Below are 15427 nucleotides of genomic sequence, written 5' to 3'. Positions count from 1 at the left end.
TAAATTATTGGTTTTTGTTCCCGGATTTGTGCCTCTACTGAAATAGATGTTTCCTTTTGTTCCCAGCCCAATGTTTTTCTCTGTATGTAACAAAACTTTGTATCTGGCCGTTTATAGAAAAGTAAAAAAACAATTGATCTAAGTTCAATACGAATATGTAACTTTGTGTTATTATGGCATTAAATCTAACAGTAGACATCGATAAAGATTCAGGCTTTTGCTTTGGAGTGGTATACGCTATTGATATGGCAGAGGAAATTTTGGAGGAAGAGGGTTATCTTTATTGTTTGGGAGATATCGTTCATAATGACGAAGAAGTTGCCCGATTGAAAGCAAAAGGCTTACGCATTATCGATCATGCCGCCCTGCCGACCTTGAGCAATGAAAAGGTATTGATCCGTGCTCATGGTGAAGCCCCCGAGACTTATCGTGTTGCTTTGGAAAATAACATTACCTTGATAGATGCCTCTTGTCCTGTAGTGCTCAAACTACAGAACCGTATAAAAACGTCGTTCGATCAAGAGGAGAAAATTTTAATCTTTGGGAAGCACGGGCATGCTGAAGTGATCGGCTTGCAGGGGCAGACAAATAATGAAGCCTTAGTTTTTCAGGATATTTCCGAATTGGATCAAGTCGAATTGCCCGCCTCATTTACCTTATACAGCCAGACAACAAAAAGCGTGGATAAATTTTATGCCATCAAAGACGAACTGATCAGGCGAGGGTATGAAGTGAAAGCTAATGATACCATTTGTCGACAAGTTTCCAATCGATACGAAGATCTTGGCGCTTTCGCCAGACAATATGATAAGATCGTTTTTGTCTCAGGTAAGAAATCCTCCAATGGAAAGGTGCTGTTTGAAGTTTGTCAGAATGCCAATCCCGCTAGTTATTTTATTTCTGATCCTGCTGAATTAGATGCATCAGTCTTTGCTGAAAATGACCGTATTGGTATCTGTGGTGCCACTTCAACGCCAATGTGGTTAATGAAAGATGTAAAAGCAAGTTTAGAAGCATTATAAGCACAATTACCCGTCACAGATATTTCATAATTCCGCGGTTTAGATCCGGAGTGCATTCTTTTTTGCGTAGCTTTGTAAGCTATGAGCAATAAAGGCAAAAAAGGTATTCTTTTAGTACAATTGGGTACACCTGATAGTCCCACTACTCCAGATGTAAAGAGATATTTAACGGAGTTCCTAATGGATCCGCGAGTTATTGATATTCCTTATTTTCAACGCACCTTATTGGTCAAGGGAATCATTGCACGTACACGTGCGCCCAAATCGGCAAAAGTATACGAAACGATTTGGGATAAAGAAACGGGATCACCTTTGATGCACTACAGTATTTTGCAACGCAATCTGCTTCAAGAAGCGTTGGGTGAAGAATACCATGTGGAATTAGCGATGCGTTACCAAAACCCATCGATTGAGGCTGCATTGAAAAATATGGAGGGTCTATTTTTGGAGTCCATTCGTGTCATTCCTTTATTTCCACAGTACGCTTCAGCAACATCGGGTTCGGTCATCGATCGTGTCATGGAGCTTATTCGCAAATGGAATTATCTGCCAGAAATCAGTTTCGTAAGCAATTTCTGTACGGACGACTTAATGGCAGAAACTTATGCGGATCATGCCCGTAGGCACGATTTGGAAAGTTTTGACCATTTTGTCTTTAGTTATCACGGCCTTCCTGTGCGGCAGCTTGGAAAAGTAGATCCGACAGGTCAGCTTAAATGCCCCGAATCAGGCTGTGATTCTTGTAAAATGACAGTCAATTCATATTGCTATCTTTCGCAATGTTATGCGACAACACGGACGATAGCTGCCAAGCTCGGGTTGAAAAAAGAACAATATTCGCTCTGCTTTCAATCCCGTTTGGGTAAAGAACCCTGGATACAGCCCTATACCTCCGATTTACTGCATGATCTTGCCGCTAAGGGTTATAAGAAGTTATTAATTTTTAGTCCTGCTTTTGTGGCGGATTGTATCGAGACCATTGATGAAATTGGCGTGGAATATGCTAATGAATTTAAACATTTAGGGGGGGAGGAAGTGTGTTTGGTAGAGAGTCTTAATGATGATCCCAAATGGATCGAATCTTTAAAACAATTGGCGCTTAATGCCAAAAACTAAAATCGATAAAAGATGTTGTTAGTAAACGCGTGTGTATTACTCATATTGGATTTTTATATTTTCTTTGCGCTCCGTGCAACGAAGATTAAATTTCCCAAAACAAAGGTATTTTCCATTCTCTGGTGGTCTTATTCTGTTTTACTGCTATTGGGCGTTTTTATCTCAGCACAATATAGTATTCCTTTAATCGTACGGTCGGTTATTTTAGTCGCCTTTTTTCTGACAGCGGCGTCAAAGATATTTTTCTTTTTGATTTTGTTGATTGATGATATCCGACGTGGGGGGGTATGGTTGAAGCGTCTGTTCGCAAAAAAGAGATCTGTTGAGGATTTAGTCGACGATGCCGGAGACCCTTTACCAGAGAATCCAGTGAAAGGGATTAGCCGATCCGAATTTTTGACCAAAGCTGGTATTCTAGTTGGTGCCTCACCCTTGATACCCTTGAGCTGGGGAATTATTTCAGGAGCCTACGACTATCGTGTCAGGAGAGTCCCCTTGTATTTGCCAAATTTGCCCAAAGCATTCCATGGAATGACCATTGCGCAGATTTCAGATGTGCACTCAGGATCTTTCTATAATAAAAAGGCTGTCAGCGGTGGTATTGATATGCTTTTAAAGGAAAAAGCGGATGTGACATTTTTTACCGGTGATATCGTGAATGCCCAAGCTTCTGAAATGCGTGGTTATCAAGATATTTTTGCGCGTGTGAAATCTGATTTAGGTGTGTTTTCTACATTAGGTAACCACGATTATGGTGACTATTATTATGGTAAAGAAGATTCTCCTGCAAAGCGTAAGAACCTCCAGGATGTTATCGATGTGCATAAAATCATGGGCTGGGATCTTTTAATGGATGAAAATCGTAAGATTAAGGTCGACGGTGAAGAGCTTTGTATTGTCGGGGTCCAGAATTGGGGGACAGGTCGTTTTCCGAAACATGGTGATATCAAAAAAGCATTAATGGGTACCGAAGAGCAACCTGTTAAGTTGCTGTTATCGCACGATCCGTCGCATTGGCGGGCTCAGGTATTGGATACCGACGTGGATGTGATGTTTGCCGGACATACACATGGTATGCAATTTGGTGTAAGGTCCGAGATGTTGCAATGGAGTCCGGTACAATATATCTATAAGGAATGGGCAGGGCTTTATCGTGCGCAACAGAACAAACGATTATATGTTAATGTCGGCTATGGCTTTTTGGGTTATCCAGGACGTGTTGGAATTCTGCCTGAAATTACCATATTCGAATTGCTAAAAGCGCAGGACCCAAAGTTTAAAGCCTAAAAAATCCCCTTTGACTTTTGAGTTAATATAGCTATAATTGTGTATTCTGTACACCAGTTATACATAACATGCAATCAACTTTAAACTTTGGGGACTCTCCCCACACACGTGTTAATATTCTTACCGGGGAAAAAGTACTTGTGTCTCCGCATCGTAGTAAAAGACCATGGCAAGGGCAAGTAGAAGATCTTCCCGGGGATAATAGACCGGAATATGATCCCCAATGCTATTTGTGTCCGACAAATAAACGAGCAGATGGTGATATCAATCCAGATTATAAAGAAAGTTTTGTCTTTGTGAACGATTTCTCAGCTTTATTAAAAGATACAAGCCAGCAGGAATTTAATGAGGACGAACTGTTTGTCGCAGAGACCGAAAGAGGGATCTGTAAAGTCATTGCATTCACTCCGCGTCATGATCTTACACTGCCAGAAATGGATCAGGTAGCTATAAAGGCTGTGGTTGATCTTTGGCAGAAAGAGTTTGTGGAACTATCCAAGGTTGAATGGATCAAATACATCCAGATTTTTGAGAATAAAGGTGCAATTATGGGATGTAGCAACCCGCATCCGCATGGACAGATCTGGTCACAAAACCATTTGCCTGTAGAAATTCAAAAAGAATGTGTTCAGCAACAGCACTATTTCGATAAATACCAGCGCACCATCCTGTCAGATTATGTGAAAGCCGAACTCAGAAAAGAAGAACGAATTATAGACGAAAACGATTCTTTTGTGTCTTTAGTACCTTTTTGGGCTGCTTGGCCTTATGAAACGATGATTGTCAGCAAACGGTCTATTCAGAATATTGCCGGATTTGAAGAAAAAGAAAAAGAAGATTTTGCAGCCATACTCAAGCTATTGACAACGCGTTATGACAATCTCTTCAAAACATCTTTCCCTTATTCCGCTGGAATGCATCAGGCGCCAGTAAATGATGGCGATCATCCGGAATGGCATTGGCATATGCACTTCTATCCACCATTGCTGCGTTCTGCAACCGTGAAAAAATTTATGGTTGGCTATGAGATGCTAGCAAATCCACAACGAGATATTACACCAGAAGTTGCCGCAGAACAGTTGCGAAATTGTTCGACAATACATTATAAATCTAAATAAGATGATAACAAAGGATACAATTGTTAATAAATTTAAAGAACACTATCAAGGAGAACCGCTTGTGGTTTCTTCCCCCGGACGCATTAATATTATCGGCGAACATACAGATTACAATGATGGTTTTGTATTGCCAGCAGCGATTGATAAAGCAATTTATGTTGCTGTGAGCAAACGTGCGGACGATACGATCGTATTGTATGCAGAAGATTATCAGGAAAGCCACGAGGTGAAATTAGCGGATATCGCTATTTCAGAAAAACATTGGCCAAACTATATTCTCGGTGTAGTCGATCAGTATCAGAAACGTGGGGCTACTTTAGGTGGGTTCAACTTGTATATCGATGGTGATGTGCCACTTGGGGCCGGATTATCATCATCAGCGGCCGTTGAATGTGCGGTGACGCTGGCACTTAGTGAATTGTTCGATTTGCAGGTCGAACGACTGGATATTCCGCAGATAGCTCAAAAAGCTGAACATACGTATGCTGGTGTAATGTGTGGTATCATGGATCAGTTTGCATCGGCCTTTGGGAAAGAAAAAAATGTGATCAAGTTGGATTGCCGGACATTGGGATTCGCGTATGTTCCACTTGATCTTAAAGGATATGAAGTGGTATTGCTGAATACCAATGTGAAACATTCTCTGGCTTCAACGGCATACAACACACGTCGCGAGCAGTGCGAGCAGGCTTCTGCCTGGGTGCGGGAAAAATATCCAAGGGTCAAGAACTTGCGTGATGTAACCGTCGAAATGCTTGATGAATTGGTTAAGGACAAAGATGCTGACATTTACGCTAAGGCAAGCTTTGTTGTCCTTGAGAATGAGCGTGTAGAGAAATCTTGCGATGCACTCCGTTCAGGAGATGTTGTTCAGCTGGGACAGTATATTTTTCAGAGCCATGAGGGGTTGAGCAAAGTATATGAAGTCAGCTGTCCGGAATTGGATTATTTGGTAGATTATGTCAAGCAGTTTCCTGAGGTGATCGGTGCCCGAATGATGGGCGGTGGTTTCGGTGGCTGTACGATCAATATCGTCAAAGAAGGTGTATTACCTTCAATTTTGCCAACACTCGAAAAAGAATACAAACAGAAATTTGATAAAGAACTTTCGGTCATTCAGGTCAGGATTGCCGATGGTACCCGAGTACTTTAATAAAAAATGGTACAGTAAGGGGAATAACATTAAGGTGCTATTCCCCTTATTTTTTTGTATTATGTGATAAAGACTTATTACATAAGTTTTAGTTAAGCTGGTCTAACGCCTGTTTTAAATCAGCAATTAAATCATCGATATGTTCGATCCCAACTGAGATGCGCAACATGCCCTGTGTAATTCCCGAAGCTTCTTTCTGTTCCTTCGTATGATGCCCGCCCCACATGCTGGCCGGATGTACAATAAGGGACTCTACGCCACCCAAACTGGCTGCGTTGATAAATATATGCAGGCCATTAATGAATGTCTGTGCATTTGAAAAGGCTTCTTCTTCATCTTTACCGTTCAGCTCCATACAAAGCATACCCGAAAATCCGCTCATTTGCTGTCTCGCCAGCTCATGTTGGGGATGATTGGGTAACCCGGGGTAACTGACCTTTTTGATTTTTGGATGCTGATCCAAAAATTCAGCCAGCTGTAAGGCATTTGCATTGATCTGTTTGACTCGTAGGCTTAATGTTTTCAATCCGCGTAACAATAACCAGGAGTCTAGCGGTGCAAGTGATGCGCCCAAAGCGACCGATCGCTTCCATACACGGGCAATATAGTCCCGCGTACCACAGACGACACCCGCAGTGAGATCACTATGTCCGCCTAAATATTTCGTGGCACTGTGGACAACGACGTCAATTCCATAATCTGTCGGTGTTTGGTTAATAGGGGAGGCAAAGGTGTTATCGACCATGCTCTGAATTCCATGCCGTTTGGCAAGTTCTCCGATTGCTTTTAGATCCGTGATATGGAGATTGGGATTCGATGGAGTCTCGATATATATCAGCTTGGTATTTGCCTGAATCGCTTCTTCAAACGCTGAAACATCTGTCTGATCCACAGCCGTAACTGTGATGCCATAATCCGTTAAGAACTCCTTAAAGAAAATAGCTGTTCCGGAATAATGTGCATGCTGGGCAACGATATGATCTCCCGATTTAACGATAGCCAATATGGCGGTACTGATCGCTGCCATACCTGTTGCAAATACCAGTGCATCTTCCGTCTTTTCTAATTTTGCTAGGATAGTCGCAACTTGGCTATTCGTCGGGTTGCCGTGACGATGATAGAAATAAGGATGTTTCGGTTCGGTAGCAGCCTTGATGTATTCCGCTGGGTCAGGATCTGCAATGTATGTGGATGTCTGATAGATTGGCGTAGTTACTGCAGATGTCTGGTTGAATTGCTGTCCTTCATGGACGAGTATCGTTTCGGTATTGGTTGCCATACTAATAATGTTGATTGATGCTTGTATTGCCTAAGTCTCCATAATGCGAACTTGTCGCATCTTTGACTCTAAGGAACCCTTAGCTCGTTTGAAAGCACTGTTGGTGCTAACGGTTCGTAGAAGGCTTGTCTTGTCTATCAAATATAAATAAAATCTACTCAAAATGTAGATTTTATTTATATCGGATGCATCCATATATCTTACAACATTTCTTTCAGAAGGTTCAACGCATATCCAATGGTATTCACATTATTTAGCGCTAAACGTAACTGGCCTTTCACTTCTTTGAGGTTGCTTATTTCGGGATGACTTTGTACAAAGGAAAGTACGCGGCCAAACTGGTCTGATTCAAAGTAGCTGGATTTCGGATTGTTGACGAAATAACCTTTTAGCGTATGCTTTTTATACGCTATTTTTTCAAACCCGATGGTTTTGCCAAACCACTGTAGACGAAGGGTATTGAACAGTTCGAAAACTTCCCGGGGGATAGGACCAAAACGATCCTCAAGCTCTTTCTCAAACGCTGCAAGTTGTTGCTCATTCTCTAGTTTGGAGAGTTCTGTATACAGATTATACCGTTCCGTAATATTTGTTACATATTCATCGGGGATCAATACCTCGAGGTCAGTGTCAATCTGCGTAAAGGACACATATTTTCGTTCTTTCTCATCCGCGAATACTGCCGAAAACTCGTCCTCTTTTAGTTCCTGAATAGCTTCGTCTAAGATTTTATGATACATTTCGAAACCGATCTCGGCAATAAAGCCCGATTGCTCGCCTCCCAAGAGATTTCCCGAGCCACGTATATCTAAATCGCGCATGGCAACATTAAATCCAGAGCCCAGTTCCGAAAACTCTTCTATTGCAGAAAGTCGTTTATAGGCTTCCGGTGTTAAGGTCGACAATGGCGGACTCAGTAGATAACAAAAAGCTTTCTTATTGGAGCGGCCCACCCGACCTCGCATTTGGTGCAGGTCGCTCAGTCCAAACATATGGGCGTGATTGATAATGATCGTATTCGCATTTGGGATATCAAGACCCGCTTCAATAATCGTTGTTGCAATTAAGACATCAAAATCGTGATTGATAAACTTGAGCATCACATCCTCAAGTTCATCCCCTTCAAGTTGGCCATGTGCCACACCGACCCGTGCTCCGGGAACCAGCTTGCGAATCAAATTGCCCAGCTGCGGTAGATCTGCAACACGATTGTGGATAAAGAATACCTGCCCGCCACGATCAAGTTCGTAACTGACGGCCTCTCCGATTAGTGTTTCATTGAAAACATGGAGTTCGGTCTGTACGTGCTGCCGGTTGGGTGGTGGAGTCGAGATGATACTTAGATCGCGGGCCCCCATCAATGAAAAGTGCAATGTTCTTGGAATTGGCGTTGCTGTCAATGTTAGCGAGTCTACATTCGCACGCATGACTTTCAATTTTTCCTTGACCGAGACCCCAAACTTTTGTTCCTCATCGATAATCATCAGGCCGAGATCTTTGAATTTGACATCTTTGCTAACAAGGCGGTGTGTACCAATGATAATGTCTATTTTTCCTTCAGCGAGCCTGGCTAAGGTATCTTTGATCTGTTTGCTCGTCTTGAAACGGTTGATATAGTCGATCGTGCATGGAAGACCCTTTAGACGCTCCGAAAATGTCCGGTAGTGCTGTAATGCCAGGATAGTCGTCGGTACCAGGACAGCAACTTGTTTACTGTCTGCTACAGCTTTGAAGGCTGCACGGATGGCAACCTCCGTTTTTCCGAAGCCTACATCCCCACAGATCAATCGGTCCATCGGATTTGGCGATTCCATATCTTTTTTCACATCGGCAGTAGCCTTTTCCTGATCGGGTGTATCTTCATAAATAAAGGAGGCCTCCAGCTCATTCTGTAGGTAGCTATCCGGTGAGAACGCATTTCCATGCTGTGCCTTTCGTTTGGCATAAAGCATGATCAAGTCGCGCGCAATATCCTTGACTTTTTTCTTGGTCGTCTTCTTGAGTTTGTCCCAGGCGTCGGTACCCAATTTATTCATTTTGGGAACAGTTCCCTCCTTACCGGAATATTTGGAAATACGGTTTAAAGAGTTGATGTTCACATACAAAAGATCATTGTCCGCATAGATCAAGCGGATCATTTCCTGAGACTTACCGTTGACATCTACTTTCTCCAAACCTCCGTAGCGGCCGACACCATGGTCAATGTGTGTAATGAAATCGCCCGGTTTAAGATCTCGTAGATCTTTGAGCGTAATTGCCTGTGAGCGCTCGTAAGCCTTCTTACGTTTATATTTATAATAACGGTCAAATATCTGGTGATCCGTGTAACAGGCTAACTTTAAACTGTCGTCTCTAAAACCTTCGCGTAACGCTTTATGAATCGGAATGAAGGTGGCTGATTTATCGAGATCTTCCAGAATCGTATAGATGCGTTCGACCTGTTTGGTCGAATCTGAAAAGATCAGATTCTGAATCCGCTGGCTCTCATTCTCTTTGAAATTATGGATTAAGAGATTAAAATCTTTATTGAATGAAGGTTGGGGATGTATATCGAACTTGAACGTGGCTTCAGCTTTATAAAAGAACTGTTTGCCGAATTCGATAATGGGAAACTCAAAAAATAACGCATTGAGGTTTTTCTCGTCTGTAAATTCATAGGCTGGATTATGCCATTCCGGATTATCCTTTTTCTGCTTATCGGTTAACCCCGCCCATAATTTTTCCGCTTTCTTTAACCCATCTTTCACAATATCTAACGTAAATTGAGCGTCTTTGATCCAGATTGTAGCGTCCTGATCTACATATTCCAATAAAGAAATGTGTTGGGATGTCAGGAACTTCGCTTGAACATTTGGTACAATGGTTACTTTGTGGATTTTTTTGACAGACAGCTGCGATTCAATGTCAAATGTACGTATGCTTTCGATGTCGTCGCCAAAGAATTCAATACGGTATGGGAGGTCATTCGAAAAAGAAAAGATATCTACAATGCCACCGCGTATCGCAAATTGTCCTGGTTCATACACAAAGTCGACACGTTCGAAATCATATTCGATCAAAAATTCGTTGATGAAATCAATACTTAGCGCCGTGTTTTCTGTTATTTCTAAGGTGTTTTTATCCAGGTCGTTGCGGTTGATCACTTTCTCCGCGATAGCCTCTGGATAAGTAACAACCATTTTCGGTAATTCCGACGTATGATTGAGCGAACTTAATGTCTCCGCACGTTGCAATACATTGGCGGAGTCCGTTTGCGTAAAATCAAATGCTTTGCGGTAAGACGAAGGGAAAAAAAGAACCTGCTTATCCAACAGGCTTTCCAGGTCACTTAAAAAATAAGAAGCGTCTTCATGAGTCGGTAAGATAAAGACCATTGGACGTTCCTGTAAGTTGTAAGAAGATACGGCTATGAATGCATCCGAAGAACCAATAAGCCCTTTCAACTGAATCTTGGGGTTTTTGGATTGTAAAGCCTTGGTAAGCGACTGAACAGTTTCGCTTTGGCTGTATTTTTCTAATATTTCTTGAATTCCCACGAGCAAAAATTTCGAATAAGTGCGAATTTAACGAAATAGTATCAAGTATCGGGTATGAAGTACTAAATTTTTTGGTAAAAAAATAGCTGACTTGCTCGTTAAGAAGGAGATGACTTTGTGAAGCTCAAAAGCTATAATAGATGAATCTGTGCAGGGGCTTATTTCGCGAGGTAAAAAGTATAGGCAAAAACGAGCAACACCAATAAGGTGGCCAGGTAAATTAATTTATATTGCTCATAAGCTGTAACATGAAAGGATCCAATTTTAACGCGATTTTTGCTGTTTCTCATAACTAATTTAGGTCGAGGTCAATCTTCTGTTCACTAATATAGCTTTTAAGTGTTGTATTACCAAAAGCATCCAGTGTATTTTGAAAATCTTCCCGATAGTCAAATTGAAAGTCTTCATGAAGTTTACTGTATTTGCCCACCGCATGCTTGATACGCCCTGTTATATATTTATGTAATTTATGGGCAGCAGACTGATAGGAGGAGGCGAAAAGCCTGTCGTAATCAGCGATGGCTCTCTTTAGGATATAGCATCTGAATTCTACTTCACTGATTTTATCCTTCGTGACTTTTTCGTGCTCATTCACTAAACCGCTTGCTTGTTTGATAAGCTTGCTAAGCGCAATAAAATTACTGTGTTGTGGCGTATTACCAATTTGACTCAAACCACTATCGAACAATTGTTGCAGCTGCTTTCGTAGTTTTTCAATACGTTCCTCTAAATCCTCCGCATTCTCCAATAATTGGAAATGCAATTGCTTGATCAGCATTTTGTCCTTGCTTATCAGGCGTACGAGGAGTTTGTCTTTTTCCTTTTGGGGTAGGTCAAGGACAGCTTTCTTTAGTTCGGCATCTTGATGTAAGGACATAATCTGTTTGTTTTAGTGTAAAGAGAGTTATTGAGCGAAAATTCAGGCACGCTGTCAGTGTGCCCGAATAAATTGCTCGTTTCATCAGCCGGAGTTTATGTACGCAATAGCTGACCCACATTTACCGTCGCTTGCTATTAATACAATATTCTGAACTTAATTGTATTGTCGATCTGTTTGAGTTGTTTCAATAGATCTTTATCATATTCACCTTGTATATCGGTTACCGCATAGCCAATGTCACTTTTGGTCATTAGAAATTGTGCAACGATATTGATGTTATTTTGGGCATAGACCTTATTAATCTGAGCCATAATTCCGGGAACATTTTGGTGGATATGCAGCAATCTTGTGACCTGTTTTACTTTTGGTAAAATTAGATTTGGGAAGTTGCGACTTAAATAAGTATCACCATTGTTGATAAAATCGGCCATTCGACGCGGAATAAACTCTGAATTTTTCTTTTTATTTTTCTTGTCGTCGAAAACGACAATACCTTTTGCATTGCAGATATCCTTATTGATATGCCCTTTGATATCGCCCAAATATCCGATTGTTTTTAATTTGTCGGCCTGTTGAAGCTGTTCATCACTGATGTCGATATTGTCGCCCAAGAGCAGCATCCCTACGTCCTTTACATACTTTTCTTCGAATGTATCTTTTGTGCGGATAGAAAAACCGTCTCTTTTTAAGATATGAGCCGCTATTTCTGGTACATCTCCCACGATCAAACAAAGGATACGATTTTTAGGATAAGAGATGGCACGGGGCAGATCATTTACATATAAGAACTCATCAAAACTAGGTGTGATGAAGTCTGCTTTCTCAGTGACACTTTTACGTTGGATATTCTCTGTGAATGCAAAGAATTTTTCAATTAATCCCGATTCCTTCAGTTGAAAATCTGAATAACCGTCACCAATGCCAAACAGTCTTCCTTCAATATTTAATTGTTTTAATAATTGCACTTTTCCACCTTCATTTGATAATGGATTCTCTTCGTCAAAACCGATAATATTACCGTCTTCATCAAATCTGAATGTATTGGCATAGATATTTTCGGTCTTGATATGATACGGTGTAACAACAGGTGTAATAAACTCCTTAAAACCTCCTGAAACGATCCATGCGGTGTCGGCGTGTTTCTTGAAAAATTCACGATTTCGGGAAAAAGAGGTTGAAACTTTTTTCTTAAGATGTGAAACAAGTTTATCCAGATGAGATTTATTGGCATTTAATAGTTTTACGCGACCAGCCAAAGCCTCACGGAAAGATAGTTTACCCTCCATGGCAAGATTGGTGTACCGCTCAATTTCGTGATAGATAGATTCGCGATCCGGATGGTTCTCAAGAGAGATTCGTGCAAGTTCATCAAGTGCCTCTACTTGTGTAAATGTACTATCAAAATCAATGATGTAATAGTTTTTCATCTTGTTATTTTTTTATGAAACGATCGTGAGAGTGCTGAATGCTAATCTCCGATATCGGTAGGTGCCGATGGTTTCAAGGTTCGGTTGTTTGTTATGTTATCGTTTTATTGTTTGTTATATAAATCTGCAATTTCCTTCAGCGTTTGTTCCAAAGGCCGATAACTGTGGTTTAGGAGCCCCTGGATTTTAGCGTTGGAATACTGCAATTTGGCACTTGAAGCCGCCGCAGTTTCTTTTGTCAATGTTGAATCCGATTTTTTAAATACGGAAAGCATGCTGGAAACAGTAGAGGCAATTTGGAGTAAGGTCTCGGAAACTTCGATTGTCGGTTCTGGCTTGTTCATTAATACACTTGCAACGCTCAACAGATCCTTGTTGCTTATATTGAGATGATTAATGATATAGCGTTCAGCAGTAATATCGTCTCGCTCCATCAATTGAATCATGATCGCGGCAACATCCTCTACATCAACAACACCAACACTTCCTTTTGGGTAAAATCGTAGCCCTTTATTGATCATTGAAAAAATAGCTCCAGAGCCTTTGTCGTTGGCCGAAGCACCTAAAATTACGGCGGGGTTGACAATAACTGCATTTAGACCCTCGGTAATGCCACGCCATACCTCCATCTCCGCCTGATACTTTGATAACGAATAGTTGGATGTTAGTGCATTGTGCTCCCAGTGGTCTTTCTCGGATACCGGCAGGTTGTCTCTATTTGTCCCTAAAGCTGCGATTGAGCTGACATGGAGTAAGCGAATGCCCTTTTCAAGGCAAAGATTGACCACATTTGTCGTTCCTTCCACATTCACTTTAAAAAGCGCTTTAGCATCTTTCTTTTGGTAGGAAACCAATGCTGCACAATGGAACACTTTAGTAACGCCTTCAAGAGCATCTTCTAATTCAAAATAATTGTTGATATCAGCGTCGATCCATTGCACCAACGAAGAAGATAACAACGAGGCCGGAATAGTCGATTGAGCTCTTTTGATGGCTATGACGTCAATTCCTTGGTCTATCAACTGTCTGATTAGTGTAGACCCTAAAAAACCTGTTCCTCCAGTTATTAATATCACTTGATAAAGATACTGTTAAAAATAATGTTTTCAAAAGTTAGTTAATAAATGGATATTTGTGTGAATTGCATCCTGAAAAAACCTTCATGCTTTCGCGTGTATCAAATACCATGAAAGCCAAGGTAGATTCTTTCAGTCCAATTAAAACAGTCGCTTTCAGAACAAATAGGAGATTTTACAAATTATAGCTTATGTCATCACTGTCCGTATTCTTTAGCCCGATTTCAATTACAGGTTTTGCTCCTGAGCATGGGTTCTTGAGTTCTCAACTAGGAAACGTTATTCAAGCCTATGAAACAGATTTTCCGAGCTGGGAAACGGATAAACAGCCTCAGTTGGCTATTGTCGGTGTGGAGGAAGATCGTGCATCCATCAATAATAATGGAACGGATAAAGCGCCGGATGCTGTTCGAAAACATCTTTATGCACTATATCAGGGCGATTATACGATGAATATCGTTGATTTGGGAAATATCAAAGCAGGTAATACGATTCAAGATACCTATATCGCTTTAAAATCTGTCGTGGAGGAACTGGTCAAAGAGAATATTCTTCCGATTATCATTGGCGGTGGACAGGACCTTACCTATGCACAATATTTGGGGTATCAAAATTTAGAACGAAAGATCGAGCTAGCGATTATAGATGCTCGGTTTGACCTTGATGAGGAGAACGCCGAAAATGTAAGCCTGAATTCCCGATCTTATGTGAACCATATTATTTTGCATCAGCCTGACTATTTATTCAATTTAAATGCCATAGCTTATCAAACTTACCTCGTCAGTAAAGAGTCTATCCATATGTATGATAAACTATTTTTTAATGCAACACGAGTCGGTATGATTGCGGGTAAAATGGACCAATCAGAGCCTTTGATCCGAGCAGCGGATTTGATTAGTTTTGACATAGGAGCCATTCGGGCCTCTGAGGCGCCTGGAAATGCCAATGCAATGCCAAATGGTTTATTTGGCGATGAAGCTTGTCAACTTGCCCGCTATGCGGGGATGTCGGATAAATGTTCTTCCATCGGTTTTTATGAATTCAATCCAACATTTGATCCAATGGAACAGACGGCTATGTTGGTCTCGCAAATGATTTGGTGCTTTATTGATGGTTATTATAATCGGAAACAAGATACGCCGTTGTATCCCAAATCATCTTATATCATTTATCGCACCACACTGGAAAACGAGGAGCATGAATTGGTCTTTGTGAAAAGTAAAAAATCAGACCGCTGGTGGATTCAAGTGCCTTATTTTGGATCTAAATCAGTCAACGAACGCTATTACCTCGTGCCTTGCCGTTATGAAGACTATCAATTGGCTGTCTCAGGTGAAATGCCCGATCTATGGTGGAAAACACACCAAAAATTGCAATAAAGCTTCGTTGAACGGTACATTGCTCTGATTCTGCTTCGATGGCGAAGCGGATGATGCACCTTGTAAATTGACAACAGCTTGCCAACTGACTACAGACTTTTTATAAGTGTTTTTAGTCGTGCAGATCCATTAAGTTTGAGATGTTATAGGTTTA

Annotated in this window: 11 protein-coding genes; 6 read left to right on the top strand and 5 right to left on the bottom strand. The window is 41.1% G+C overall.

The window, feature by feature from the left end; all coding sequences use genetic code 11:
* Positions 1–173: 173 nt before the first annotated feature.
* From B3297_RS14590 to galK, 5 genes are all read left to right on the top strand, one after another.
* Complete coding sequence (locus B3297_RS14590; protein WP_070561403.1) at positions 174–1022, top strand: 4-hydroxy-3-methylbut-2-enyl diphosphate reductase; 849 nt, start codon at positions 174–176, stop codon at positions 1020–1022.
* A gap of 81 nt (positions 1023–1103) precedes the next feature.
* Positions 1104–2138 (top strand): ferrochelatase, encoded by a 1035-nt coding sequence (hemH, locus tag B3297_RS14585; protein WP_070561401.1) that lies wholly within the window; start codon positions 1104–1106, stop codon positions 2136–2138.
* 12 nt (positions 2139–2150) lie between these two features.
* Positions 2151–3425, top strand: a complete 1275-nt coding sequence (locus B3297_RS14580; protein WP_070561399.1) for a metallophosphoesterase — start codon at positions 2151–2153, stop codon at positions 3423–3425.
* Between the two features lie 68 nt (positions 3426–3493).
* Entirely contained in the window at positions 3494–4543 is a 1050-nt protein-coding gene (locus tag B3297_RS14575) for a UDP-glucose--hexose-1-phosphate uridylyltransferase (protein ID WP_286779067.1), read from the top strand.
* 1 nt (position 4544) lies between these two features.
* A complete protein-coding gene (gene galK / locus B3297_RS14570; RefSeq protein ID WP_286779066.1) occupies positions 4545–5696 on the top strand; it encodes a galactokinase in 1152 nt (383 codons plus the stop codon).
* A gap of 88 nt (positions 5697–5784) precedes the next feature.
* Here the strand turns inward: galK and B3297_RS14565 are convergent, their stop codons facing one another.
* The 5 genes from B3297_RS14565 to B3297_RS14545 all read right to left on the bottom strand — a co-directional run bounded on the left by B3297_RS14565 (position 5785) and on the right by B3297_RS14545 (position 13894).
* Positions 5785–6975: a trans-sulfuration enzyme family protein gene (locus B3297_RS14565; RefSeq protein ID WP_070561395.1), complete on the bottom strand. Its 1191-nt coding sequence runs from the start codon at positions 6973–6975 to the stop codon at positions 5785–5787.
* Between the two features lie 200 nt (positions 6976–7175).
* Entirely contained in the window at positions 7176–10511 is a 3336-nt protein-coding gene (gene mfd, locus B3297_RS14560; RefSeq protein WP_286779065.1) for a transcription-repair coupling factor, read from the bottom strand.
* Between the two features lie 292 nt (positions 10512–10803).
* Entirely contained in the window at positions 10804–11388 is a 585-nt protein-coding gene (locus B3297_RS14555; RefSeq protein WP_070561391.1) for a hypothetical protein, read from the bottom strand.
* A gap of 137 nt (positions 11389–11525) precedes the next feature.
* Positions 11526–12818: an HAD-IB family phosphatase gene (locus B3297_RS14550; protein WP_070561389.1), complete on the bottom strand. Its 1293-nt coding sequence runs from the start codon at positions 12816–12818 to the stop codon at positions 11526–11528.
* Positions 12819–12922: 104 nt separating this feature from the next.
* Positions 12923–13894 (bottom strand): NAD-dependent epimerase/dehydratase family protein, encoded by a 972-nt coding sequence (locus B3297_RS14545; RefSeq protein WP_070561387.1) that lies wholly within the window; start codon positions 13892–13894, stop codon positions 12923–12925.
* A gap of 191 nt (positions 13895–14085) precedes the next feature.
* Between B3297_RS14545 and B3297_RS14540 the strand changes: the two genes are divergently transcribed.
* Entirely contained in the window at positions 14086–15273 is a 1188-nt protein-coding gene (locus B3297_RS14540; RefSeq protein ID WP_070561385.1) for a formimidoylglutamase, read from the top strand.
* Positions 15274–15427: the final 154 nt, after the last annotated feature.

This window comes from Sphingobacterium sp. UBA3519 (genome assembly GCF_002377215.1).
GTDB lineage: Bacteria > Bacteroidota > Bacteroidia > Sphingobacteriales > Sphingobacteriaceae > Sphingobacterium > Sphingobacterium multivorum.
This window is presented reverse-complemented; position numbering and strand designations above follow the sequence as displayed.

Bases quoted from the DNA above. Each gene is read 5' to 3' on its own strand.
- B3297_RS14590 (WP_070561403.1), top strand. From the start codon at position 174: ATGGCATTAAATCTAACAGTAGACATCGATAAAGATTCAGGCTTTTGC.
- hemH (WP_070561401.1), top strand. From the start codon at position 1,104: ATGAGCAATAAAGGCAAAAAAGGTATTCTTTTAGTACAATTGGGTACA.
- B3297_RS14580 (WP_070561399.1), top strand. From the start codon at position 2,151: ATGTTGTTAGTAAACGCGTGTGTATTACTCATATTGGATTTTTATATT.
- B3297_RS14575 (WP_286779067.1), top strand. From the start codon at position 3,494: ATGCAATCAACTTTAAACTTTGGGGACTCTCCCCACACACGTGTTAAT.
- galK (WP_286779066.1), top strand. From the start codon at position 4,545: ATGATAACAAAGGATACAATTGTTAATAAATTTAAAGAACACTATCAA.
- B3297_RS14565 (WP_070561395.1), bottom strand. From the start codon at position 6,975: ATGGCAACCAATACCGAAACGATACTCGTCCATGAAGGACAGCAATTC.
- B3297_RS14555 (WP_070561391.1), bottom strand. From the start codon at position 11,388: ATGTCCTTACATCAAGATGCCGAACTAAAGAAAGCTGTCCTTGACCTA.
- B3297_RS14550 (WP_070561389.1), bottom strand. From the start codon at position 12,818: ATGAAAAACTATTACATCATTGATTTTGATAGTACATTTACACAAGTA.
- B3297_RS14540 (WP_070561385.1), top strand. From the start codon at position 14,086: ATGTCATCACTGTCCGTATTCTTTAGCCCGATTTCAATTACAGGTTTT.